The sequence below is a fragment of the Variovorax sp. PEI5 genome, assembly GCF_056679935.1.
Genome location: NZ_CM155257.1, coordinates 1246225 through 1271097 on the forward strand (window position 1 = coordinate 1246225; position 24873 = coordinate 1271097).

The 24873-nt window shown below is 70.6% G+C and carries 23 protein-coding genes; 4 read left to right on the plus strand and 19 right to left on the minus strand.

Annotated features, from left to right (window positions below):
- Nucleotides 1-44: 44 nt before the first annotated feature.
- Nucleotides 45-1271, plus strand: a complete 1227-nt coding sequence (locus tag AC1MLT_RS05710; RefSeq protein ID WP_481034298.1) for an MFS transporter — start codon at nt 45-47, stop codon at nt 1269-1271.
- A gap of 15 nt (nt 1272-1286) precedes the next feature.
- Here AC1MLT_RS05710 and AC1MLT_RS05715 read toward each other — a convergent pair whose 3' ends face one another.
- Complete coding sequence (locus tag AC1MLT_RS05715) at nt 1287-2123, minus strand: AraC family transcriptional regulator (protein WP_481034913.1); 837 nt, start codon at nt 2121-2123, stop codon at nt 1287-1289.
- Nucleotides 2124-2264: 141 nt separating this feature from the next.
- On the opposite strand from AC1MLT_RS05715, the gene AC1MLT_RS05720 reads away from it, so the two are divergent.
- Nucleotides 2265-3692 (plus strand): MFS transporter, encoded by a 1428-nt coding sequence (locus tag AC1MLT_RS05720; protein ID WP_481034299.1) that lies wholly within the window; start codon nt 2265-2267, stop codon nt 3690-3692.
- A gap of 192 nt (nt 3693-3884) precedes the next feature.
- Here the strand turns inward: AC1MLT_RS05720 and AC1MLT_RS05725 are convergent, their stop codons facing one another.
- Together AC1MLT_RS05725 and AC1MLT_RS05730 are read right to left on the minus strand one after the other, a co-directional pair.
- Nucleotides 3885-5129: an acyltransferase family protein gene (locus AC1MLT_RS05725; protein ID WP_481034301.1), complete on the minus strand. Its 1245-nt coding sequence runs from the start codon at nt 5127-5129 to the stop codon at nt 3885-3887.
- Nucleotides 5130-5434: 305 nt separating this feature from the next.
- Nucleotides 5435-6697 (minus strand): putative Na+/H+ antiporter, encoded by a 1263-nt coding sequence (locus tag AC1MLT_RS05730; protein WP_481034302.1) that lies wholly within the window; start codon nt 6695-6697, stop codon nt 5435-5437.
- 196 nt (nt 6698-6893) lie between these two features.
- On the opposite strand from AC1MLT_RS05730, the gene AC1MLT_RS05735 reads away from it, so the two are divergent.
- Both AC1MLT_RS05735 and AC1MLT_RS05740 read left to right on the plus strand, forming a co-directional pair.
- Nucleotides 6894-8177: an ATP-binding protein gene (locus AC1MLT_RS05735; protein WP_481034303.1), complete on the plus strand. Its 1284-nt coding sequence runs from the start codon at nt 6894-6896 to the stop codon at nt 8175-8177.
- Nucleotides 8168-9349 (plus strand): response regulator, encoded by a 1182-nt coding sequence (locus AC1MLT_RS05740; RefSeq protein ID WP_481034304.1) that lies wholly within the window; start codon nt 8168-8170, stop codon nt 9347-9349. Before AC1MLT_RS05735 ends, AC1MLT_RS05740 begins: the two co-directional genes overlap by 10 nt.
- 33 nt (nt 9350-9382) lie before the next feature.
- Here AC1MLT_RS05740 and AC1MLT_RS05745 read toward each other — a convergent pair whose 3' ends face one another.
- From AC1MLT_RS05745 to AC1MLT_RS05820, 16 genes are all read right to left on the minus strand, one after another.
- Nucleotides 9383-10474 carry an acyltransferase family protein gene (locus AC1MLT_RS05745; RefSeq protein WP_481034305.1) on the minus strand — a complete coding sequence of 364 codons (1092 nt, stop codon included), beginning with the start codon at nt 10472-10474 and terminating at the stop codon, nt 9383-9385.
- 224 nt (nt 10475-10698) lie between these two features.
- On the minus strand, nt 10699-11814 hold the full coding sequence (locus tag AC1MLT_RS05750) for a potassium channel family protein (protein ID WP_481034306.1): 1116 nt from the start codon (nt 11812-11814) through the stop codon (nt 10699-10701).
- A gap of 6 nt (nt 11815-11820) precedes the next feature.
- On the minus strand, nt 11821-12546 hold the full coding sequence (locus AC1MLT_RS05755; protein WP_481034308.1) for a GntR family transcriptional regulator: 726 nt from the start codon (nt 12544-12546) through the stop codon (nt 11821-11823).
- A gap of 10 nt (nt 12547-12556) precedes the next feature.
- Nucleotides 12557-13222, minus strand: coding sequence for a cysteine hydrolase family protein (locus AC1MLT_RS05760; protein ID WP_481034310.1), 666 nt, complete (start codon nt 13220-13222; stop codon nt 12557-12559).
- Between the two features lie 117 nt (nt 13223-13339).
- Entirely contained in the window at nt 13340-14929 is a 1590-nt protein-coding gene (locus tag AC1MLT_RS05765) for an ABC transporter ATP-binding protein (RefSeq protein ID WP_481034312.1), read from the minus strand.
- Nucleotides 14930-14945: 16 nt separating this feature from the next.
- On the minus strand, nt 14946-15629 hold the full coding sequence (biuH, locus tag AC1MLT_RS05770) for a biuret amidohydrolase (RefSeq protein WP_481034314.1): 684 nt from the start codon (nt 15627-15629) through the stop codon (nt 14946-14948).
- A complete protein-coding gene (locus AC1MLT_RS05775) occupies nt 15626-16711 on the minus strand; it encodes a formamidase (protein ID WP_481034316.1) in 1086 nt (361 codons plus the stop codon). The genes biuH and AC1MLT_RS05775 overlap by 4 nt, the downstream gene beginning before the upstream one ends.
- A gap of 13 nt (nt 16712-16724) precedes the next feature.
- A complete protein-coding gene (locus AC1MLT_RS05780) occupies nt 16725-17645 on the minus strand; it encodes an ABC transporter permease (RefSeq protein ID WP_481034318.1) in 921 nt (306 codons plus the stop codon).
- Nucleotides 17642-18703: an ABC transporter permease gene (locus tag AC1MLT_RS05785; RefSeq protein ID WP_481034320.1), complete on the minus strand. Its 1062-nt coding sequence runs from the start codon at nt 18701-18703 to the stop codon at nt 17642-17644. Before AC1MLT_RS05785 ends, AC1MLT_RS05780 begins: the two co-directional genes overlap by 4 nt.
- 11 nt (nt 18704-18714) lie before the next feature.
- Nucleotides 18715-19824 carry a BMP family ABC transporter substrate-binding protein gene (locus tag AC1MLT_RS05790; RefSeq protein WP_481034322.1) on the minus strand — a complete coding sequence of 370 codons (1110 nt, stop codon included), beginning with the start codon at nt 19822-19824 and terminating at the stop codon, nt 18715-18717.
- A gap of 106 nt (nt 19825-19930) precedes the next feature.
- Nucleotides 19931-20323, minus strand: coding sequence for an oxalurate catabolism protein HpxZ (hpxZ, locus tag AC1MLT_RS05795; protein ID WP_481034323.1), 393 nt, complete (start codon nt 20321-20323; stop codon nt 19931-19933).
- 54 nt (nt 20324-20377) lie between these two features.
- On the minus strand, nt 20378-21814 hold the full coding sequence (locus tag AC1MLT_RS05800; RefSeq protein WP_481034325.1) for an AtzE family amidohydrolase: 1437 nt from the start codon (nt 21812-21814) through the stop codon (nt 20378-20380).
- Nucleotides 21811-22053, minus strand: coding sequence for a DUF4089 domain-containing protein (locus tag AC1MLT_RS05805; protein WP_481034326.1), 243 nt, complete (start codon nt 22051-22053; stop codon nt 21811-21813). Before AC1MLT_RS05805 ends, AC1MLT_RS05800 begins: the two co-directional genes overlap by 4 nt.
- Complete coding sequence (locus AC1MLT_RS05810; protein WP_481034327.1) at nt 22050-22871, minus strand: ABC transporter ATP-binding protein; 822 nt, start codon at nt 22869-22871, stop codon at nt 22050-22052. Before AC1MLT_RS05810 ends, AC1MLT_RS05805 begins: the two co-directional genes overlap by 4 nt.
- Complete coding sequence (locus tag AC1MLT_RS05815; protein WP_481034329.1) at nt 22868-23698, minus strand: ABC transporter permease; 831 nt, start codon at nt 23696-23698, stop codon at nt 22868-22870. Before AC1MLT_RS05815 ends, AC1MLT_RS05810 begins: the two co-directional genes overlap by 4 nt.
- A 133-nt stretch (nt 23699-23831) precedes the next feature.
- Nucleotides 23832-24863, minus strand: coding sequence for an ABC transporter substrate-binding protein (locus AC1MLT_RS05820; RefSeq protein ID WP_481034330.1), 1032 nt, complete (start codon nt 24861-24863; stop codon nt 23832-23834).
- Nucleotides 24864-24873: the final 10 nt, after the last annotated feature.

Consider the following 24873-nt stretch of genomic DNA (forward strand, 5'->3'; position numbering starts at 1 on the left):
TCGATCGTCATCAAATGCGAAACATTCTCATTTAAGATGACCGCATGAGCCCCGACATCGCCATCGATCCATCCTCTTCCAGTCCCGCGGAGGCAATGTTCAGCCTCAAGCCCCTGCTTGCCGCCAACACGGCCTGCACCATGGCCATGATGGCGTTCGTGGCCATCGTCGGTCCCTTGGCGCGGCAATTGCGCCTGCCGGCCTGGCAGGCCGGAGCGGCCGTCACCGTCGGCGGTGTGCTGTGGATGCTGCTCTCACGTTCCTGGGGTGCGGCGAGCGACCGGCGCGGGCGTCGTGCGATCCTGTTGACCGGTGTCGGTGGCTTCGCCCTGTCCTACTGGGCCATGTGCGCGGTGCTCGTGGCGTCGCTGCGGTTCATGCCCTCGGCGCTGCTCGTGTTCTCCGGATTGCTGCTCACGCGTGGGGCCATCGGCGCGTTCTACGCGGCCATTCCATCGACAGGCCAGGCGCTGATCGCCGACTACGTGCCTGCGCAGCGACGGGCCGGAGCCATGGCCTCGCTGGGCGCGGCCAATGCGGTGGGCATGGTGCTGGGGCCGGCCCTGGCTGCGGCGCTGGCGCAGTACAGCCTGAGCTTGCCGCTGTACGTGACGGCGCTGCTGCCGGCGACGGGCTGGCTGGTGCTCTGGAAGGCACTGCCGCGGCAGGAACACCATGCGACGGCGCTGCCCTCCGCGCTGCGCGTCACCGACGCCCGGCTGCGACGACCGATGGCGGTGGCCTTCATTGCGATGTTCTGCGTGGCCATCGCGCAGATCACGGTGGGTTTCTTCGCCATCGATCGGCTGCACTTGGCACCGGGACCGGCGGCACGCGCGGCCGGCATCGCACTCACGGCGGTGGGCATCGGTCTGATGGCCTCGCAGTTGGTGGTGCGCAAGCTGGACTGGTCGCCACTGCGGTTGATCCGCACGGGCGCCGTGGTCTCGGCCCTCGGCTTCGGGGCCACGGCGATGGCCGCGACGCCGACCTGGCTCGCGGCGTGCTACTTCGTCGCGGCCGCAGGAATGGGCGGGGTCTTCCCGGCCTTCGCGGCGTTGGCAGCCAATGCGGTCGAGGGCCATGAACAAGGCGCCGCAGCGGGGTCCGTCGGCGCAGCGCAGGGTCTCGGCATCGTGCTCGGCCCGCTGATCGGCACGCTGCTCTACGAGTTCGGGGCGGGCGTTCCGTACCTGCTGGTTGCGCTGCTGCTGGCAGGGGTCGCGCTGTCGCGCATGCCGACCGGGCCCGCCCAGTCGTCGCAGCCATGACGACGCGGCGCTGCCTCAGCGCATGGACGTCGCCAACGCCTCGCTGGCCCCATCGCGCGTCGTCGCGCGGTGGGCGAAGTACCGAGCCGGCGACTCCCCGAAGGCGCGCCGGAACATCGCGATGAAGTTGCTCGGCGTGGCGTAGCCCAGCGCATCGGCCACGCGGGCCACCGACTCGCCTCGCGCCAGGCGCTCGAGCGCATGCACCAGTCCCGCCTGCTGACGCCACTGCGCGAAGCTCGTGCCCAACTCTGCCCGACACAGCCGCGTCAGGCTGCGCGGCGACAGCCCCGCCCATGCCGCCCATTCATCGAGCGTGCGCGCATCACCCGGCGCCTGCAGCACGGCCCGCGCGATGCGCAGCAGCCGGCGGTCGGTGGGCATGGGCAGATGCAGCGGCTCGTGCGGCGCATGCCGCAGTTCGTCCAGCAGCACGGCCGTCACCCGGCGCTGCGCGGCGGTGAGCCGGCCCTGTCCGCTCCAGCCCACCGCGCGGCGTACCAGGGCGCGCATCAATTCACTGACGCCCACGACGCAGGGATCGGAGGGCAAGGCCCGCGCGGCCTCGGGCGTCACCAGCACGTTCCAGCCGCTCATCACCCCGCTGATGCTGGCCATGTGCGGCATGCCGGGCGGCACCCAGCCGGCGCGGTTCGGCGGCAGCAGCCAGGAACCCCGGCCGGTGCGCACGTGCATCAGGCCGTTCTCGATGCAGAAGATCTGGCCGCGCAGATGCTGGTGCCAGCCGGTCTCGCGCGTCCCGAGCTGGAAGTCGCTGTCCGTCTTCTCGCTGCCCCAGATGGCGATCAGCGGCGGGCCATCGGCGCGCTCGCCGAGCTCGAACAGCGCCATGTTCGGCGAGACGGGAGGTTCGGGATTCGCGGGGGTCGAGCGCATGGCTGGATTTCATCGTTTTACGTCCCTACGACGTTATCAGGTCCTCCTCTGCCGGCCGGACACTGCGTCCCCACGAACCCCTGGAGTCCTGTCCCCATGCGCGCCACCGCCCCTTCCTCCGCTTCGCCCCTGCTGCGCCCCCACCTTCCCCCATGGCTGGTCATCGCCATGGCCTGTCTCGCCTCGTTCATGGTGGTGATGGATGGCTCGATCGTGAACGTGGCCCTGCCCGCGATGCAGCGTGACCTCCACTTGTCCGCCGAGGCCCAGCAATGGGTGATCGACGCCTACCTGCTGAGTTTCGGCGGCTGCATGCTGCTGGCGGCGCGTGCGGGCGACCTCTACGGGCGGCGACCGGTGCTGCTGGCCGGCCTGTTCCTTTTCACGCTCTCCAGCCTGGCCGGAGGCCTGGCCGACGATGCCGCATGGCTGCTGGCGGCACGCGCCGTGCAGGGCCTCGGCGCCGCCGTGCTGGCGACCTCCTCCATGACGCTGGTGATGGCGGCGACGCACCACGACCAGCAGGCCCGCGCCAGCGCGCTGTCACTGTGGGCCGCGCTGAACTCCGCCGGCTTCGCGCTGGGCGTGGTCATCGGCGGCCTCCTGACCGAAGGCGTGGGCTGGCGCTGGGTGATGTTCGTCAACGTACCGGTGGGGCTGGCGCTGATGGCGGGCATCGCGTCCAGCCTGCTGGCCCCGGTCGCACCGACGACGCGGCCTCGGCTGGACGTGCCCGGTGCGCTGACGTCCACGGTCGGCAGCGCGCTGCTGGTCTATGGCATCACGCAATCGACCGCACGGGGTTGGGGTTCTCCGCTGGTGTCGGGCGCGCTGGTCCTGGCGCTCGGAATGTTCGTGATGTTCATCCTCATCGAGCAGCGCAGCGCCCATCCGTTGATGCGCCTGTCGATCTTCGAACTGCCCGGACTCGCCGCAGGCAACCTGCTGATGCTGGGCCTGGGGGCCCTGCTCGCCGCGTCGATCTACCTGATCTCCACCAGCCTGCAGCAGGTGGCAGGCTACGGCGCGCGCGAGACGGGGTTGGCGCTGCTGCCGATGGGCTCGATGCTGGCGGCGGTACGGCTGCTGTTCACGAAGGCGATGGGCGCGGGCAGAGCCCGGCGACTGCCGCTGGGAGGCGCGCTGCTGGCGGCCGCGGGGCTGGCCTGGCTGGGGGTCCTGCCACGTCATGCAGCGTTCCTGCAGCATGTGCTGGGGCCGACGTTGCTGGTCGGCGCCGGCCTGGGCCTGCTGATCCTGGCGGCCACGCATGCGGTGACTTCCGGCGTACCGGCGCAGGACGCCGGGCTGGCGTCCGGGGTGGCCAACACCTCCCGCCAGATGGGAGGCGCGCTGGGCGTGGCCGTGCTGGCAACCCTGGCGGGCGCCATCGCGCATGGACAGCCCGCGGGGATCGATGGACGGCAAGCCTTGCTGGCGGGCAGCCATGCCGCGCTCTTCGCTGCCGCTGGCCTGGCGCTGCTGTGCGGGCTGGTCTCGTTGCGGCTGGCCCGTCCGGCCTGAATCCTCCTCGTCGCATGACGAAGAGATCGCTGGTTCCCTTGGCACCGAGGTCCTCCTTCCGGGTTCGCGTGGCCGGGTTCTGGCGGATCACGGGGCCGACCGGGGCTGGCCTCGATGGTCATGCAGGCGCCACCATGACGGATGCCATGCCCGCGACCCCGCCGAGCCTTCGCCGAGGCTCGCCCGCCGGCCTCACGGCCACGAACGATGACGCGGTCGCGGTCGCGACCGCGCCGGCTCCTCGAACAGCGTGCGCCGTGGCGCCTCGTGGGCGCCGGCGCCTTGCGTCGAGAGAACCTCGCGCGGGTTCGGGTGATGCAGGGTGCCACCGCCGCCCGTGCCGCTGCCATCCCCGGTTCCGATTTCCAGCCCGGCCCCGGCCTCGGCCTGGCGACGCGTCAGCCAGCGGCGCACCGGCACGTCGATGCGCTTGAACGCCACCCAGGCCAGTCCCACGCAAGCGCCGATGGCGACGACCACGACGAGGCCGTGCTGCCAGATCGGCAGGGGTTCGAAGCGTCGCAGCGCACCCAGCACGGCCCGCACGACCGGATAGTGGAGCGCGTAGAGCGGATAGGACACCGCGCCGAGCCACAGCGTGAGTGGTCGTAGTCCGGCCGCCGGCGCGATCGACGCCGCGTGGAGCAGCAGCATCGGCAGCAGGATCAGCACGGCGACCGCCTCGTAGAGGCCGCTGAGCGCGCGTGGCATCGGCACGAAGAAGATCGCCATCAGCATCAAGACCAGGCCGACGCATCGGGCGGGCGATTCCACGGGCCGCCGGGGCAGCCGGGACGCCAGCCGATACAGGAGGATGCCGACGCAGACCGGATAGAGCACGCGGATCAGGCCGACCGGCATGACGGCCCAGGCGTCGCGCAGCGGGACGTGCGGGCGCGTCAGCGCATCGATCACCACCACCACCCCCGCCAGTCCCATGACGGCGATCAGCGGCCGGTCTCCGGCGCGCAGCAGCCACGGGAATGCCAGCGAGACGACGAACTGCAGGAACAGCGCCCACTGCGGCGGATTGGCCGGCCAGGACTGCGCATGGCCGATCGGGAACAGGGACGACGGCAGCATGACGAGATTGGCGACCGAGGCGCCCAGCAGGTTCCAGATCGTCGCCACGTCGCCTTGCAGCACCAGCTTCGCCAACAGCACCAGCATCCCGGCGACCAGGCCGCACAACAGCATCGGATAGAGCCGGATGCAGCGCGTGGTGTAGAAACTCCTGAACGACAGTCGCCTCGCCAGCAGGTCGCCATAGGCATGGGTGAGAACGAAACCGCTCAGGCAGAGAAAGAAATCGAGCGCCAGGCGGGCATGCCCGATGCGCAGGCCCGGGATGTCGATCGGTTCGAGGAAATGGAGCGACACGACCAGGATGGCCGTCACGCCCCGCAATCCATCCAGGATTTCATAGCGACCGTTCATGGGGAAGATCCAATGTGCATTGCGTGAGGCCGGGCCGATCGACTGCGCCGCGCGGATCGGGTGGAAGGGAGCACGCCCCACAACGCTTGCGACGCCCGGGCGCCTCGATCAGCAGGACACGGAAAGGCTAACGACCTTGTCGCGACAATGGCTTGCGAGATAATCCCAAAGTGGTATTGACGTCCTGAACGCGCTTTGCGCACGCCGTCTTAAGCACTACTCACAGTGGCCATTCACAGCGAGCGACCGTTCACGGCCACCCTTCCGGAACCCCGGCATCGCACGCCGCGGTTCACCCGCTTCCGCTAGAGCAACAGGAAGGCGGCCGCCGCGACGAGCGTCGGTCCCAGGGCCCCCAGCAGCAGCCCGCCGGCGCCGATCGTCTCGTCGGCGAAACCGCGCTTGAGCAGCGCCACGCCGGCCGGATTGGGCGCGTTGGCGATCACGGTCAGTCCGCCCCCGGCCACGGCGCCCGCCACCAGCATGTACTTGGAGGCATCGGGGATGCCGACGATCAGCGAGCCGAGATAGGTCAATGCCGCGTTGTCCGTGATGGCGGTGAGACCGAGCGCACCGACGAACAGCGCCAGGGGCGCCAGCGCCGAGACGATCGGCTGCAGCCACCACTGCTGCATGCCGCCCAGCACGACCAGGCCTGCGAGGAAGAAGCCGACCAGCAGGGCCTCCTTCAGGATCAGCGGACTCTGATGACGTTCATAGGCCTGCGTGAAGCCGAGGAACATCAGGAACAGGCCGAGGAACACCACCGGATGATGGGCGAACAGCACCACGCCCGCGAGCAGGCCGAGATGCACCACGACCACCGACAGCGGCACGCGGGCCTCCTCGGGCAGCTCGTCGTTGCCCACGGGCGCGGGCCGCAGGTGCGTGCGCAGGACATAGGTGGCGACGGTGGCGTTCACCAGCACCGCGATGGCCGCCTTCCAGCCGAAATTGGCGAGCATGAAGGCGCTGTCCCATTGCCAGGTGGTCGCCACCATCAGCACCGGCGGCGCGGCATACGAGGTCAATGTTCCGCCGATCGAGACGTTGACGAACAGCACGCCCAGCGCCAGGTACTTGACGCGCTCGGGCACCTGCGGGCGGAAGATCTGCGAGGCCAGCATGAGGGCGGCGATGGTCATGGCGGCGGGCTCGGTGATCAGCGAGCCCAGCAGCGGCACCGCCGCCAGGCCGAGCCAGGCGGTGGCCAGCGGCGTGCGGACCGGCATCCAGCGCGCCACGGCGTTGACCAGCGACATCACGGTGCGCAGCACGGGGCGCGAGGCCGCGATCACCATCACCACGAAGACGAACAGCGGCTCGGTGTAGTTGCGCGACTCGGCATAGTCGAGCGCCGCGCCGCCGCCGGAGACCAGCGCCATGACGAGCACCAGCACGATGGCCCAGAAGCCGAACACGACCTCGACCTCGCCGAGCAGGTGGAACAGGCCGGCATGGCGCGGATGACGATGGGAGAGGCGTTCGAACTGCTTGGCGCCGAAGGTGTGCAGCAGGGCGATCGCGAAGAGAGCGGCGGCGATCCACTGGATCGGGGTGTCTGACATGGGATTCCTAGGTCGTGACGAAGCCGCGCGGCGGCCCGACCTGCGCGAATCCTGATGCACCCGACATGACGTGCACCACCCGGCACGCAGTGTACCGGCCCGCCGCGGCGCGAACCGCATCGGCCGCCGGGCCACCGACGTCGCCGGCGTGGACATCGGCACCTCCCCATAATCGCTTCCTTTGCCCGGCGGGACCATGCAGCGATTGAGCGAGGAACTGGGGAAACTCTCGAAGGCCGAGATCGAGACGCTCTTCAAGCAGATCCTGGACGCCGTGCCCGACATGGTGCTGCTGAAGGCGCCGGGCTCGCGCCTGGTCTGGGCCAATGCCGCCTTCCGCGCCGCCTATGGCATGTCGAAGGAGCATTTCCAGCACGTCGTCGACAGCCCCTACTACCGCGCCGAATACACCCGCCAGTACGTCGAGGCCGATGCCAGCGTCTTCAACGAGCACCAGACGATCGTCATCCCCAGCGAACCGCTGACGCGCGCCGATGGCGAGGTGCTGCGGGTGCACACGACCAAGTCGCCGATCTACGACGAACAGGGCCGGGCCGTGCTGCTGGTGGCGGTCTGCCACGACCTGGCCGAGCGCCATCGGCTGGAGGCGCAGCTGCGGCTGGCCGACCGCATGGCGTCGGTCGGCACGCTGGCCGCCGGCATCGCGCACGAGATCAACACGCCGATCCAGTTCGTCAACGACAGCGTGCATTTCCTGCGGCAGGCCGCCGACGACCTGCTCGACTGCCTGGGTCATGTCGAGACCCTGCGCCACCGTCTGGGCGACGCCACGGCGGCGCCCGGCCTGGACGCCGCCGCGAGCGCGCTCGTGGAGAGCGCCGACACCATCGACCTGGCCGATCTCGCCGAGCACATCCCCAAGGCCTTCGCGCGCTGCCAGGACGGCCTCGACCGCGTCAGCGCGATCGTGAAGGCGATGCGGGTGTTCGCGCATCCGGGCAACGACGTCATGGCGCCCTCCGACCTCAACCAGGCGATCCAGAGCACCCTGACGATCGCGCGCAACGAATACCGCTTCGTCGCCGACCTGGCCACCGCGTTCGGCGAGCTGCCGCCGGTCCACTGCCTCATCGGCGACATCAACCAGGTGGTGCTCAACCTGATCGTCAACTCCGCCCATTCGATCGCCCAGAGGAACGCTGGCAGCGAGCGCCGGGGCCTGATCGACATCCGCACCCGCTGCGACGCGACGCATGCCTTCGTCACCATCGCCGACGACGGCATCGGCATCGCGCCGGAGATCGCCCCGCGCGTCTTCGAGATGTTCTTCACCACCAAGGAGGTCGGCAAGGGCACCGGCCAGGGCCTGGCGATGGCGTGGTCGGTGATCACGGAGAAGCATGGCGGCGCGATCGGCTTCGAGAACAACGCGCGCGGCGGCGCGACCTTCACGATCCGGCTGCCCATCGCCGGCAGATGCGCGCCCTGCGCGCCCGACGGGACCCGCCCATGCCCCTGAACCCACCACCCAAGCCGCACATCCTGTGCGTCGACGACGAACCCCAGGTCCTGGAGTCGCTCAAGCTCAACCTGCGCCGCGCGCACACCGTCTCGACCGCCACCGGCGGTGCCGAGGCCCTGGCCCTGCTCGACCAGGCGAGCGACATCGCCGTGATCGTCTCCGACATGCGGATGCCTGGGATGAACGGCGCCGCCTTCCTGGCCCAGGCGCGCCACAAGGCGCCCGATGCCGTTCGCATGCTGCTGACCGGCCAGTCCGACCTCGACGCCGCGATCACGGCCGTGAACGACGGCCAGGTCTTCCGCTTCCTGAGCAAGCCCTGCGCGCCGGCGCAGCTGCTCGACGCGGTCGCCGCCGCCGTGACGCAGCACCGGCTGCTCACCTCCGAGCGGGTGCTGCTGCAGCAGACGCTGCACGGCAGCATCCAGGCGCTGACGGAGATGCTGGCGATGGTCAATCCGATCGCCTTCGGCCGCTCGGTGCGGATCCGCAAGCTGGCCAGCGAGCTGGCCACGCGGCTCCAGTTGGGCGAGCGCTGGCAGCTGGAGGTGGCGGCGATGCTGTCGCAGATCGGCCACGTCACCCTGCCCGCCCAGGTGGCCGAGAAGGCCTACTACGGCCTGCCGCTGTCGGCCGACGAGGACCGCCTGATCCAGGGCCTGCCGGCCCTGGTGGAGAAGCTGCTGGCCCACATCCCGCGACTCGAGACGGTGCTGGCCATCCTGCGCAATCATCCCCTGGGCCACGATGGCGTGCCCGACACGCGAGGCCTCGGCGCCGCGGAAGCGCTGGTCGCCCGCCAGGGCGCGGGCGTGCTGCGGGTCGCCATCGACTGCGACATCCTGGAGTCGGCCGACAACGGCACGGCGTTCGATGCCGTCCTGCGCACGCTGCGCGGGCGCACCGGCACCTATGCGCCGCACGTGCTCGACGCCCTGGAGGCCCTGCGCGGCACCAAGGCCACGGCCGACATCCAGAAGCTGGCGCTGCGCGAGCTGAGCGTGGGCATGGTGTTCGCCGAGGACGTCAAGACGCCGGGCGGCGTGCTGCTGGTCGCGCGGGGCTACCAGATCACGGAACGCGTGCTCGACCGCATCCGCGAGTTCTCCCCGGCCGGTGGCTCGCAGGTCCGCTGGGCCGTCTTCCGGGCCGGCCCCGGAGCGGATTGAACCGGCGCCGGGTCCGCCGGTCGCGACCCGCGCTCAGGCGTTGACCTTGGCCAGCGTGGCTGCTTCGCCCGCGCAACGCCGCGTCAGCCAGCGCCGGACCGGTTCGTCGATCCTGCGCAGGGCGATCCACGCCAGCCACAGGCACCCGGCCATGGCGACGCCGATGGCGAGGCCGTACTGCCAGGCCGGCGCGTCCAGGCGCCGCAGGCTTCCCATGACCATCCGCACGACCGGATAGTGCAGCATGTACAGCGGATAGGAGATCGCACCCAGCCAGATCGCCAGGGGGCGCAGGCGAACCGTCGGCGCGACCGACGCGGCCAGCAGCAGCAGCCCCGGCAGCAGGACCAGCACCGCGCCGACCTCGTAGAACCAGATGAACGGCTGCGGCACCGGCAGACTCAGGACGACGACCAGCAGCCCGGCGAGGCCGGCGCAGCGCGCGCCGGAGGCCGACTGCCGCCGCGGTCGGCGCGCTCGCAGCCGATGGAGCAGGATGCCGAGACTGAACGGATAGGCCACGCGGATCATGCCGGCGGCCAGGAGCGCGCCGATGCCGCCATCCATGACCCCGGGACCCGCCACGCCATGCGCCACGATGGCGGCCCCCGTCGCCACCACCACCACCATGAGCAGCCGGTCGCCCAGGCGCAGCAGCCATGGAAGCGCCAGCAGGGCGATGGATTCGAACAACAGCGACCATTGCGGGACATTGATCGGCCACGCGTCGGCCTGGGCGCCCAGGAGGAAAGGCGATGGCAGCAGCAGCAGATTGGTCAGCATGGCATAGAGCAGGTTCATGACCTCCTGGCGCTCGCTGCCTCCCAGGATCAGCTTGATCAGCAGGCTCGCCGTGCCGATGGCCAGACCGAGCACCAGCATCGGATAGAGCCGGATGGCGCGACCCAGGTAGAAGCGCCGCAACATCGGACGACCGCTCGCCAGCATGCCGCCATAGGCGTGCGTCAGGACGAATCCGCTCAGGCAGAAGAAGAAGTCGACCGCCAGATGCGCATGGGGGACGATGCCCGCCTCCCAGCCCAGCGGCGAGAGGAAATGCATCAGCATGACGACGATGGCCGCCACGCCCCGCAATCCATCCAGGAATTCATAGCGACGATCCATGTCCGACGTCCGATGCCGATGAGAGTGTGTGAATGCCCGTGGTCATGCGGATCGGCACAGGAAGGTCATCGATCCGGACGTCGGCGCCGCCGCCTGGATCCCAGGATTCGCAGGGCCTCCAGCGTAGTCAGGCCGCATGCGGACGGCCTTCGTTCCAGTCCTAAAGCGAAGCCAAATTGATTCAACTTGTTCCGCCCTCGGGGCGGACGCCGCGGCCCCGGCCCTCAGTCCTGGGGCTCGTCCTCGCCGGTCAGGCGCGCCATGACGTCGCCCGGCCCGCGCGCCACGGGCGCGCCACGCCATGCCGGCAGGGGCAGCAGCAGGTAGGTCGCCAGTCCGCGCAGGTGCGGACGGTAGGTGCGCCGCAACCGGGCCAGGCGCCCCACCGTGGCGGCGTCGGCCCGCCAGCCCGGCGCGATCCCGTCCAGCACCGTCTCCAGCGGCTTCACGTCGTCCTCCTCCAATGCCTGCGTGGCCGCCTCCGGGGTGGCGGGCGCGGCCACTTCCAGCGATCCGGCCACCACGCGCAAGGCCCGGCGGGCGGCGCCGAAGGTCGCCGCGGCCTGGGGCGGGCCGCCGCGTTCGTCGCCGGCGATCAGCAGCGCGCAGACATCCATCAGCACGGCCAGCGCCGCCAGCCAGGAATGGCCCTCGTGCTGCGAGCGATAGAACGCCAGCATCGGATAGGCCGCGTGGCTCTCGACCAGGTCGGCGGCCCAGAGCTCCCAGTCGCGCAGCCATTGCGCCAGCGCGTCGGCATCGTCCACCAGCGCATGCCACGCCAGCAGGTCGGCCACGGTGGGCGGCGTGCCGGCGCGCGCGGCCAGCTCCACCAGCTGGTAGTCGCGGCGCGAGAAATGCTGGTAGAGCACCGGCAGGTAGGAGATCGTCAGTGCGATGAAGCCGAAGCCGGTGCCGGCCTCGACGACGACCAGCAGGCGCCCCGCCGCGTGGTGCGGCACGACATCGCCATAGCCGAGCGTGAAGAAGGCGTCCCCGCTCACGCCCATGGCCTGGGTCAGCGTCATCGCGGGATCACCGCCCAGCAGCGCCTGCAGGGCCCAGTGCAGCAGGCCGAAGCCGAACATCAGCAGGATCGCCCAGGCGCTGAAGAGCGCGACCATCGACAGCGGCCCGAAGACGCCGGCGAAATCCTCGCGCCGCCGCCCCGGCCGCAGCCGGCGCGCGATCCAGGACCAGGCGGCCCAGGCGGCCTCGAAGAACATGCGGTTGATGCGCCAGCGACGCCGCACCGGGCGCGGCAGCAGCACCACCTCGAAGGCATCGAGCAGGGTCAGCGTGACGAGCACCAGCCCGACGAGCGTGGCCAGGTAGGGCATGCCCGCTCAGGCGCCCTGGCCGCCGCGTCGTGCCATGTGCATCTGGTGCAGGGTGATCTTGCGCACCTCGGCCTGGCTGGTCTCGATGTGCGCGCGCAGCAGCATGGCCGCCTGGTCGCCGCGATGGGCGCGCACGGCGCGCAGGATCTTGGCATGCTCGTCGTAGGTGGCCTCGATGCGCGGCTGCTGCGTGAAGTCGAGCCGGCGGATGATGCGGATGCGCTCGGTGACCTCGCGGTGCACGCGCGCCATCTCGGCATTGCCGGCGGCGGCGACCAGCGCGCAGTGGAAGGCCTCGTCCCATTGCGCCACCCGCGCGGCATCGGCGCTGCGCCGCGCGATGGGCACCAGCCAGATCGCGGCCAGGCCGTCGAGCGCGGCATGGTCGATGCGGCGGTCGGTCTCGCACAGGCGGTGCACGGCGGTGGTCTCGAGCACCATGCGCAGGTCGTAGAACTGCTCGAACTGGTCGAAGTCGAACGGCAGCACGCGCCAGCCGCTGCGGAACAGCACCTCGACGAAGCCCTCCTGCTGCAGCTTGAACAGGGCCTGGCGCACCGGCGTGCGCGACACGCCCAATCGTTCGCTGAGCTCGTTCTCGGTGAAGCGGTCGCCCGGCACCAGCTTGAACTCGGCGATGTCGCGCTTGAGCTGCGCATGCACCTCGTCGGCGCGCGTGCGGAACACGGCGGTCTCGACCGGGGCGGGGGAAAGGGGGGCGAGCGCGGACACGGCAGCGATGTTAGCCCCGCAGGGCCGTCATCAACGCCGCGCCGGTGGCGGTCCAGCCGACGATCGCGCCCTGGGCCCGGACCATCTCCAGCGTCGCCGCCTTGAAGGCGGGGAAATAGCTCTCGGTGCAGTCCTCCAGCAGCAGCCCCTCGTAGCCCCGGTCGTTGGCCTCGCGCATGCTGGTCTGCACGCAGACCTCGGTGGTCACGCCGCCGAACAGCAGGTGCGTGATGCCGCGTTCCCGCAATCGCTGGTCCAGGCCGGTGGCGTGGAACATGCCCTTGCCCGGCTTGTCGACCACCAGCTCGCCTTCGATGGGCGCCAGGGCGTCGATGATCGCGCTGCCGGGTTCGCCGCGCACCAGGATGCGGCCCATCGGCCCGACGTCGCCGATGCGCAGGCTCGGCCGCCCGCGCGCGCGCTTGGCCGGCGGGCAGTCCGAGAGATCGGGCAGGTGCGCCTCGCGCGTGTGCACCACCCAGCCGCCCGCGGCGCGCCAGGCCTCCAGCACGGCCCGCGTCGCCGGCACGATCGCCTGCAGCAGCGACACGTCGTTGCCCAGCGATTCCCCGAACCCCCCCGGCTCGACGAAGTCGCGCTGCATGTCGATCAGCACCAGCGCCGTGCGCGCCAGCTCGAACTCATAGGGAAACGGCAAGGCGTCGTCGATGCGCATGGGAGAGCTTTCAGAAATCGAGGTAGGACGCGCGAGGCGAGGCGCAGGTCGGTTCCACGGCCGCCGCCCTCACCCCCACCCTCTCCCGGAGGGAGAGGGAGCCAGACAGGCGCGCCATCAATGGCCACCGCCCATATGGGCGCCCAGGACGTGGCGCTCGGCCGTGGCGGCGGGCGTCTCGAACACCACCCGCCCCTCGCTCATCACCACGATCCGATCGGACAGCGCCAGCAGTTCGTCCAGGTCCTCGCTGACCAGCAGCACGGCCCCGCCCTGCTCGCGCACCTGCACCAGGCGCGCGTGGATCTCGGCCACGGCGGCGAAGTCGAGGCCGAACACCGGATTGGCGGCGATCAGCACGTCGATGTCGCCAGCCAGCTCGCGCGCCAGCACGGCGCGCTGCACGTTGCCGCCCGACAGGCTGCGGATCGGCGCGCCCTCGCCCTGCGTCTTGATGCCGTAGTCGGCGATCCAGGCCCGCGCGCGGCTGCGCCAGGCCGGGAAGTTCAGCAGCCCGCCACGCGCCAGGGGCGCCTGGTCGAAGTCGCGCAGGGCCATGTTCTCGGCCACGCTGAGATCGCCGACGCAGGCGTTGCGCAGGGGCTCCTCGGGCAGGCTGCGCACCTTCAGCTCGCGGTTCTCGCGCCGGCTGGCCGCATAGGGACGACCACGCACCGTCACGCGACCCGACAGGCGCGGGCGCTGGCCGACCAGCGCCTCGACCAGCTCGCGCTGGCCGTTGCCCGAGACGCCGGCCACGCCCAGGATCTCGCCGGCGCGCACCGCGAGGCTCAGGTCGTGCACCGCCAATGTGCCTCGGTCGCCCATCGCCTGCAGGCGGTCGATCGCCAGCGCGACCGGCGCATCGGCGGAGGTCGGCCGGCGGGCCGGCGCGACGGCATCGGGCGTCTCCGGCGCCATGTCGCCATCCGCCCCCTGGCCCATCATCGCCGCGGCCAGCTGCGCCGGAGCGGTCGCGGCGACGCGCCCGTGATGCACCGCGCGGCCGCGCCGCAGCACCGTCACGCCGTCGGCATAGGCCATCACCTCGCGGAACTTGTGCGTGATGATGAGCACGGTGCACAAGCCGCCGCGCGCGATGTCGCGCACGTGGCCGAGCACCTCGTCGGCCTCCTGCGGCGTCAGCACCGAGGTCGGCTCGTCCAGGATCAGCAGGCGCGGGCGCAGGTAGAGCTGCTTGAGCAGTTCCAGCTTCTGCTTCTCGCCGGCCGCCAGCGAGGCCGGCGTGACATCGAGGTCGAGCCGGAACGGCGTGGTCGACAGGAAGGCCTCGAGCTCGGCGCGCTGGGCCCGCCAGTCGATCACCGCCGGCGTGCGGCCGCCGGCCAGCAGCAGGTTCTCGGCCACCGTCATGCCCGGCGCCAGCGTGAAATGCTGGTAGACCATGCCGATGCCCAGGGCGCGGGCGACGATCGGGTTGGCGATGTCCTGCTCGCGGCCGTCGATCAGGATGCTGCCCTCCTCGGCGCGCTGGAAGCCGGCGACGCACTTCACCAGCGTGCTCTTGCCGGCGCCGTTCTCGCCCAGCAGCGCATGCACCGAGCCGGGCTCGACCCGCATCGTCACGTCGTCCATGGCGGTGAAGGCGCCGAAGCGCTTGGTCAGCCGGTAGGTGTCGAGCGCGAGCGCGCCGGTGCCGGCGGGCAAGGCGCCGATGGGGGTGGCGGTGCTGGCGGCGGTGTTCATGGCGGCTCCGGATGGATCACAGCGCGTCGAGCAGCGCGGCCGACTCGGCATGCGCGCCGAAGACGCCGCCCTGCATGGTGATCATCTTCAATGCCGCCAGGTGGTTGCCGTGGTCGGTGGCGGCGGTGCAATCGGACAGCAGCAGGCATTCGAAGCCGCGGTCGTTGGCGTCGCGCATGGTGGTGTGCACGCAGACATCGGTGGTGATGCCGGCGAGGACCAGGTTCGTGATGCCGCGCGTGCGCAGCACCAGTTCGAGGTCGGTGGCGTAGAACGAGCCCTTGCCGGGCTTGTCGATCACCACCTCGCCCGGCAGCGGCGCCAGGGCCGGGATGATCTCCCAGCCCGGCTCGCCGCGCACCAGGATGCGCCCGCAGGGCCCGTCGTCGCCGATGCCCACGCCGCCGGCGCCGATGCGGCGCGAACGCCAGCGCTTGTTGGCCGGCAGGTCGGCCAGGTCGGGGCGGTGGCCCTCGCGCGTGTGGATCACGTGATAGCCCCGCTCGCGCATGCGCGCCATGACGCGGGCGATCGGCGCGATCGGCGCCTGCACCAGCGACAGGTCGTAGCCCATCACGTCGACATAGCCGCCGACGCCGCAGAAGTCGGTCTGCATGTCGATGACGACCAGGGCGGTGTTGTCCGGGCGCAGGTCGCCGTCGTAGGGCCAGGCGTAGGGCCGGGCGTCGACGGTGGTCATGACCGCAGCGCCCGGCGATGGGCCGAGTCGGGCGCCTCCGGCACGTCGGGCACGCTGCGCGGCACCTGCGGCACCAGCGGGTGGGTGCCGGCGCCGCCATAGGCGCGCAGCGGCGCCGCGAAGCCGCACGAGGTGCCGTCCACCACCTTCACCTGGTCGCTCCAGGGCAGCCGGTACTGGCCGGCGGCCATGTCGCGCATGTAGGTGTAGGGGAAGTCCTGCGCCCCGCCCTTCACCGCCACGTAGCCGCGGTGGTAGAGCTGGTAGATGTTGTTCTCCACGCCCCAGCCGGTGCGGGCCTCGCGCACCAGGTCGGGCCGCAGCTCGCAGGTGATGATCTCGTCGACGCGGCCGCCGCCCTCGACCATCACGGTGCCGTCGAAGTTGCAGAACATGCCCTCGCCCATCGAGTCGAAGCTGCCGTCGCTGCCGCACATGCACACGCTGGCGGTGTAGGCCAGGTTGCAGAAGGCGTTGGCCTGGTTGGTGATGCGCCAGGCGTGGCGGATGGGCGCCGTGTAGCCGGCGGTGCGCAGGATGATCTCGGCGCCCTTGTAGGCGGCCTCGCGGGCCATCTCGGGCAGCATGCCGTCGTGGCAGATGAGGAGCGCGAGCCTGCTGCCGTTGGGGCCGTCGCACACCGGCACGCCCAGGTTGCCCGGCTCCCAGGGCTCCACCGGCACCCACGGATGCATCTTGCGGTAGTAGAGCCGGATGGCGCCGGTGTCGTCGATGATCAGTCCGCTGTTGTACGGATTGCCACCGGGATTGGCCTCCATGAGGGAGAAGCAGCCCCAGATCAGGTTGTCGATGCAGGCCTGGCGGAAGGCCGCGACCTCCGGGCCGTCGAGCGTGCACATGATCTCCGGCGCGGTGTCCATCGACAGGCCGTGCAGCGAATACTCCGGGAACACCACCAGGTCCATGGTGCCCTGGTTGCGCCGCGCCTTGGCCACCAGCTCGACGATGCGCCGCGTCTGCGCGGCCAGGTCGTCGGGGGTGCGCACCACCGGCAGCTGCAGCTGCACCAGGCCGACGACGACGCCGTGCGCCGATTTGTTCAAACCACCCAATCCGCTCATGGAAGATGTCCTTCTATCGATTCGAGGAGAGTTCACCCGGGCTGCCGGTCGCGACGCTGCCCGGCCGGCAGGTGAACATCAGGATCACCAGCGTGAGCACGTAGGGCACCGTGTTGAACAGGTGATAGCCCCAGCCCACGCCGATGGATTGCAGCGCGGGGCCGATCGCCCCCGCGCCGCCGAAGAGGAAGGCCGCGCCGACGCAGCGCAGCGGACTCCAGCGCGCGAAGATCACCAGCGCCACCGCGATCAGGCCCTGGCCGCTGGAGATGCCCTCGTTCCAGCTGCCCGGGTAGAACAAGGTCAGCGACGCGCCGCCGAGCCCGGCGATGAAGCCGCCGGCCGTCGTCGCCGCGATGCGGATGCCGGAGACCGAATAGCCCAGGGCCCGCGTGGCATGGGCCGAATCGCCCGCCAGCCGCACCAGCAGCCCGGCGCGGGTGCGCGCGAAGGCCCAGGCCATGAACACCGCCAGCACGAGCCCGATGGGCACCAGCGCGTTGAGCTGCAGGGCCGAGCGCACCACCGGGTCGTCGCTCCAGAAGCCCAGCGGCACCGCCGGCAGCTGCGGCGCCTGCGGCTGGATCAGCGGCTTGCCCAGGTAGAACGCCAGGCCGGTGCCGAACAGCATCAGCGCGATGCCGGTGGCGACGTCGTTGACGCGCTCGAGCGAGCACAGCAGGCCGTGCAGCAGCGCCAGGGCGGCGCCGGCGCCGGCGCCGATCAGCACGCCCAGCCAGGCCGAGTCGGTCAGGTAGGCGCCGCCGAAGGCCGCCATCGCCGACAGCACCAGCACGCCCTCCAGCCCCAGGTTGATGCGGCCGGACTTCTCCGTCAGGCACTCGCCCAGGCTCACGAACAGGAACGGCGCGCCCACGCGCAACGCGCCGCCGACGATGCCGGCGACCAGCGCGACCCACTGGTCGGCGCTCATGGCCGGGCCTCCCCGATGCGGGCGCGGGTGCCGAAGAGGCGGCGCCAGTCGATCAGGCGCAGGCCCTCGCTGGCCAGGATCAGCACGAAGGCGATGCCCTGGAGCACCAGCACCGAGGCGTCGGGCAGGCCCAGGCGCCGCTGCAGCAGGCTGCCGGCGGCGCCGAAGCCGCCGAACAGGATCGCCACCGGCACGATCGCCAGCGGGTTGTGGCGGGCGATGAACGACACCAGGATGCCGGCATAGCCATAGCCGGCGATCAGCGAGGCATTGGCGTTGGTGTGCACCGCCGCCACCTCGACCGCGCCGGCCACGCCGGCGCAGGCGCCCCCCACCCCGCAGGCCGCCAGGATCAGCCGCGTCGCCGGCAGGCCCACCAGCTGCGCCGCGCGCGGATTGCCGCCGACCACGCGGATCGAGAAGCCCGAGGCCGTCAGCCGCAGCCACAGTCCCAGGCCGATGCAGGCGACGACGCCGATCGCCAGTCCCCAGTGGATGTCCGAGCCGCCGATGCCGCCGATGCGCAGGCCCTCGGACAGCGCATGGGTCGACGGTTTGTTGAGGCTGGCCGGATCGCGCAGCGGCCCCTCCACCAGGTGCTTGAAGATGCCGATGGCGATGTAGGCCAGGAGCAGGCTGCTGATGGTCTCGTTGATGCCGCGGTACTGGCGCAGCCAGCCCGCCAGCATGACCCACAGGCCACCCGTCACCGCGCCCGCCAGGCACACCGCCACCGTGCCGGCGGTGTTGTCCGGCAGGGTCAGGGCATAGGGCAGCGCCGCGCCGGCCAGCGCGCCGAGCACCAGCGCGCCCTCCCCGCCGATCACGACCAGGCCGGCGCGCGCCGGGATCGCCACGCACAATGCCGTCAGCATCAGCGGCGCCGCGCGCTGCAGCGTGTTCTGCCAGGAGAACCAGCTGCCGAAGGCGCCGGTGAACAGCGTCGTCCAGACGTCCAGCGGATCGACCCCCGCCAGCGCCCCCAGCAGCCCGAACAGCAGCAGCGCCGCCGCGATGGCGAACACCGGCAGGCCGATCTCTCTCAGCGCGGAAGGCATGGTCCTTGCGCTCAGATCGAACCGAGGACGCCCTCGACGAGGTAGTTGGTCTTCTCGAGTTCGATGTCGGTCTGCTTCAGGGTCTTGCCCGAGGCGATGATCTCCTTGCCCTTGTTGTCCTTGAGCGGGCCCTTGAAGATGTCGAAGCCGCCCGCCACCATCTGCGCCTTGATGCCGTCGGCCTGCTTCTTCGCGGCATCGGTCACGGCGGGGCCGTAGGGCGACATCTTCACGTAGCCCTCCTTCAGGCCGCCGCGCAGGAAGTTCGGATGCGGCTTGCCGGACTGGGCCGCCTCGATGGCGGTCCTGTAGGCGGTGAGCCAGTTCCACTCGGCGCCGGTCAGGTAGGCCTGCGGCGCCAGCTTGGCCTGGCTGGCGTGGTAGCCGCAGACCATCTTGCCGCGCTTGGCGGCGGTCTCGACCACCACCTTGGGGCCGTCGACGTGCATGGTGAAGACATCGCAGCCCTGGTCGGCCAGGCTGTTGGTGGCCTCGGCCTCCTTCACGGCCATCGACCAGTCGCCGGTGAAGATCACGCTGCAGGTGATGTTGGGCTTGACCGAGCGCGCGCCCAGCGTGAAGGCGTTGATGTTGCGCAGCACCTGCGGGATCGGCTTGGCGGCGACGAAGGCGATCTTGTTGCTCTTGGTCATGTGCGCGGCGACCACGCCGTTCAGGAACTGGCACTCGTCGATGTAGCCGAAGAAGCTGCCCGCGTTCTTGGGCATGCCTTCGCTCCACAGACCGCCGCAATGCGAGAAGCGCACATCGGGGTTCTTGGGCGCCACGGCCAGGATGTGCGGATCGAAATAGCCGAACGAGGTCGGGAACAGCAGCTTGGCGCCGTCCTGCTGGATCATGCCGGTCATGGCCTTCTGCACGGCGGCGGTCTCGGGCACGTTCTCCTCCTCGACCACCTTGATGCCGGGCATCTTCTTGATCTCGGCGGCCGCCTGGGCATGGGCCTGGTTGTAGCCGTAGTCGTCGCGCGGACCGACATAGATCACGCCGACGGTCAGCGGCTTCTGCGCCTGAGCCAGGGCGTTCCAGCCGCCCAGCGTGCCGGCGACGCCGAGCGCGGCGAGGGATTTGAGGGAGTCGCGACGATGGATCGGGTTCATGGGAAAGCTCCGTCGAGGAAGGATGGGTGAAGGGCGGACGACGCGGCGGCGAGGGCCTGCTTCGTCTTGGATACAAGTCGGGATGCAAATACCGTGCCCATCCGCTTCAGTCCAGCAGGCTGACGTGGGCCGCCACCACGCGCCAACCTTGTGCGGTGCGCAACCAGGTCTGGCTCTGGCGCCCCGTTCTGGCGCCGCCCTCGCGCCGGAACTCGCAGTTGGCGGTGGCGAAGTCATGGCCATAGGTGGTGATGACGGTGCGCAGCAGTTCGCGCATCAGGCCCTGCGACGAGCGGCCTGCGCGGAAGGCCTGGATCTCCCGCGCGCCATAGAGGTTCTCGGTGGCGCCATAGCGCAGCGTGTGCGGGCTGTCCCAGAACAGTTCGTCGAGCACCTCGACCTTGTTGTGGACCAGCGCGTCCTCGTAGCGCGCGAAGGCGGCGGCGACCTCGGCCACGACGTCGGGCCGGTTGATCTGGGGATGCGTGTCGATGTCCATGTCGGATCTCGCTGTCGATGAAGGATGAAGGGAGAACGGGGAAACGGGGGCGCCTCAGGCCAGTGCGGCGACCGGCGCGCGCACGACATCCGCCGCCTCCAGCGCCGCCGCCACGCGCAGCGCCAGGTCCTCGCGCCAGGGCGCCGCGACCACCTGCACGCCGATCGGCAGGCTGGCATGCGCGCCCCAGACCGGCACGCCGCACACCGGCAGGCCGATGCACGAGAACGGCTGCGTCAGCACGCCCATGTTGGGGCGCACCGGCAGGCGCTGCGCGCCGAGGTCGAACCATTCCGCGCCCACCGGCGTGGCGGCGCACGGGGTCGAGGCGGCCAGCAGGATGTCGAAGTGCTCGAACAGGCGCGCCACCTCCTCGGCATAGCGGCGCCGCACGCGCTGGGCCCGCGCGACCCAGGCCGCCGGGATCAGCGCGCCGGCCAGGAAGCGGTCGCGCGACAGCGGCTCGAAGTCCTGCGGCCGGCGCCGCAGGTCGTCCAGGTGCAGGGCCGCGCCCTCGGCATTGGTGACCAGGAAGGCGGCCGCGCGGCCGGCCTCGACCAGGGGCAGCTCGACGCGCCGCCGCGCGCCGAGCGCCTCGGCCACGCGATCGACGGCGGCCAGGGCCTCCGGCAGCGCGCGTTCGCGGAAGTAGCCATCCAGCACGCCGATGCGCAGGCCGCCGGCGCCGCGGCCGAGCTCGGCCAGGGTGGGCGCGACGGCGCGCTGCGCGCAGCCCGGATCGCCCGGCGCGCCGGCCGCCTCCGGTCCCTGCAAGGCGTCGTAGATCCGCGCCAGGTCGCGCGCCGAGCGGGCGAACGGCCCCAGGTGATCCAGGCTGGAGACGAACGGATAGCTGCCGGTGCGCGGCAGCCGCCCGAAGGTCGGCTTGAGGCCGAAGACGCCGCACAGCGACGCCGGCACGCGGATCGAGCCATTGGTGTCCGAGCCCAGTGTCAGCGCCACCTGCCCGGCCGCCACCGCCGCGCCCGAGCCGCCCGAGGAGCCGCCGGCGATGCGCGATGGATCGTGCGGGTTGCGGCACGGACCGAAGTGGCTGTTCTCGGTCGTGAAGCCATAGGCGTATTCGTCCATGTTGAGCGCGCCGACCAGCACCGCGCCGGCCTGCTCCAGCCGGCGCACCAGCACCGCATCGGCGGTGGCGGGGGCGCTCTCGCGCTCGATCCTCGAGCCGGCCAGGGTCGGCAGTCCGGCGACGTCGAACAGGTTCTTGACCGCGAACGGCACGCCCAGCAAGGGCAGCTCGCGCGTGCGCTCGGCGTGGCCCGAGGCCAGCGAGGCATCGACCTGGCCGGCGCGGCGCAGCGCGCGCTCGCGCAGCACGTCGGTGAAGGCGTTGATGCGGCCATCGGTGGCGGCGATGCGCGCCAGGCTGGCCGTCGCCAGCGCGGTGGCGGTGACGGCGCCGCCGCGCACGGCCTCGGCCATGGCGGTGGCGTCCCGCAGCAGCAATCCGGTGGCGGCGTCGCTCATCGCGCGTCCTCTGACGACATCGACGACATCGATGACATCGACGACATCGACGACATCGGCGTGAACACCACGATCGGCTCGACATGGGCCTCGAGCGGCACCGCCTCCACCAGTGCCGCGAACTCGGCGGCCAGCGCGAAGAAGCGCAGCACGCCGGGTCGGTGCTCGGGGTCGAGCGGCAGGCCGAGCGCGATGGCGGCGGCGTCGACGTAGGTCTCGGTCTGGTCGGGCGTCATCATTTCCTCACTTCACGCTGGAAGATCTCCAGGCTGCGTTTCTTCATGGCGACGAAGCTGTCGGCGCTGAGCGTCTCCAGCGTGCGTGGCCGGGCATCGCGGTAGTCGAGGATCTCGGCCACCCGGGTCGGCCGCTTGGTCAGCAGCAGCACCTGGTCGGCCAGGTACACCGCCTCCTCCAGGTCGTGCGAGACCAGCAGCATGGTGGTGCCGGTCTGCATGAACACCTCCTGCAGCTTCTCGCGGATGAACAGCGTCATCTCGAAGTCGAGGGCGGAGAACGGCTCGTCGAGGAACAGCACCTCCGGCCGGGGCGCCAGCGCCCGCATGATCGAGGCGGTCTGCTGCTGGCCGCCGGAGAGCTCGTACGGATAGCGCCGCAGGTCGAACTTGACGTCGAACGAGGCCACCAGCTCCTCCATGCGGCGATCGACCTCGGCCTTGCCACGCCCTTCGAGCAGCAGCGGATAGGCGATGTTGTCGATGGTGCGCATCCACGGGAACAGCGCCTCGCGGTAGTTCTGGAACACGTAGCCGATCCGGGTGTCCTTGAGCGACTTGCCATCGAACAGGATCTCGCCGGCGTCGACGGGGATCAGCCCGGCGATCATGTTGATCAGGGTCGACTTGCCGCAACCGTTGGGCCCGAAGACCGAGACGATCTTGTGCTTCGGGATGTCGAGGTCGAAGTTCTCGTACAGCGGCCAGCCGGCGAAGTGCTTGGTCAGGCCGCGGATGGTGATGTGCGTGCCGGCCGGGCCGGGCCGGAACGCCGGCGGGGGCACGTCGGCATACACCACGCCATTGACGACCGCGCTCATCGTCCGCTCCAGTGCACGATGCGGCGCTCGGCGACCAGGAACAGGATGTTGAGCGCATAGCCCAGCGCCCCGGCCGCCAGGATGGCGGCGTACATGCTCTTGACGTTGAGCACCTGCTGCGCGTTGATGATGCGGTTGCCCAGCCCGGCGTCCGAGCCGATGAACATCTCGGCCACGATGACGATCACCAGCGCCATCGACACCGCCGAGCGCAGGCCGACGAAGCTCGGCTGCAGGCTCTCCCAGATCAGCACGTCCTTGAACACCCGCCAGCGCGAGGCGCCCATCACCCGCGCCGCCATGACGCGCTGCTTGCGCGCGTTGATGACGCCATAGGCACTGTTGAAGATCACGATCAGGAAGGCGCCGAAGGCCGCGATGGCGACCTTGTTGACATCCGAGACGCCGAAGATCAGCAGGAACAGCGGGATCAGCGCCGACGAGGGCGTGGAGCGGAAGAAGTCGATCAGGAACTCGACGCTGCGGTAGAGGCGCTCGTTGCTGCCCAGCAGCACGCCCAGCGGCACGCCGATCACCGCCGCGATCAGGAAGGCCTGCACCGTGCGCCAGACCGTGACCGCGAAATCCGTCAGCAGCGGACCGCCGGCCAGGCCGGTGACCAGTGCGACCAATGTGTCGGCCGGCGTCGGCAGCAGGATCGGCTTGATGAAGCCGAGCCGCACCACCAGGTCCCAGACGATGAACAGCACGATCGGGCCGATGAAGGGCAGGAGTCGGTCGTGCAACGGGGGACGGGGCGCGGCGTCGACGGCGCCCGGGGCGGGGGGTGCCCAGGGCTTCGCACCCGTGGCGGTGGCCTCAGCCATGTCGACGCCCCTGCCGACGGGGCCCGTTCGGAGATACCGTGGGACCGGCTTCGCCGGGCCACCGGTATCGCCCCCGGCAGGGGGTTGGCGAAGCGACACGCAGTGCGCGCAGACTGGGGGCGAGCTTCATTTTTCAGGCCTTGTAGAGCAGCGTGTCCACGGCGACCTTCTTGTCGAAGATGCCCTTCTCCGTGAACAGGTCGTAGAACTTCTGGAAGTAGGCGATGTCGCTCGGCTTGAACTCGTTGTGCAGCATGTACGAGGCCAGCGGCACCTCGGCCGTGAGCGCGCCCTCGATGGCGGTGTAGCCCTTCATGTACTGCCGGGCCTCGGCCGGCTGCGCGCGCACCAGCTCCACGCCGCGCGTGTAGGCGGCGATGTACTTCTTCGCGGCGTCGGGATTCTTCTTGATGAATTCGGTCGTCAGGCTGGCCGCGCCGCCATGCCACGGCGCCATCGGATCGCCCAGGATGTACCGGGCGACGACACCGGCCTCGATCACGCGCGTGGTGCCGTTCATGCGGCCGACCGTGCCGGTGGGCTCCAGCGTGTAGCAGGCGTCGACCTGGCCCGCGACCAGCGCCGCCACGTGCTGGCCGATCGGCAGCTCGCTGACCGTCGCGCCGGTGGCGCCGGCGCGCTCCAGCATGGTCTTGCACAAGGTCACGTTCTGGATGCCGGGACCGGAGGCGACCCGCTTGCCCTTCAGGTCGGCCACGCTCTTGAACGGGCCCTCCTTGGCGGTGATGAACTCGTCGAGCACGAACTTGGCATTGCTCGGGTTGGTGCAGAAGATCTTGAACAGGCCCGGTTGCGCGATCTCGCCGATGGCCAGGTTGGCCGAGCCGGTGCCATTGGCGCTGCCATCGGAGCGGCCGGCCAGCATCGCCTCCATCACCTGCTGCGCGCCGGCGAACTTGAGCGGCTCGACATCCAGGCCGGCTTCCTTGAAGTAGCCCTTCTCGACGGCGGCGAAGAACGGCAGTCCGGCCGCCACCGGCCAGTAGCCGATGCGCAGGCGGGGCCTGGCCTGGGCCCGCACGAGCCCCGGCGCGGCGAGCGCGACCAGGGCGCCGGCACCAGCGGCGACGCCGGTGCGCAGCACGCGGCGGCGCGTCGGCGCGAGGGACGCGGGCGAAACGATGGAGGGAGTGCGGGAGGCCATGGATGCGGTT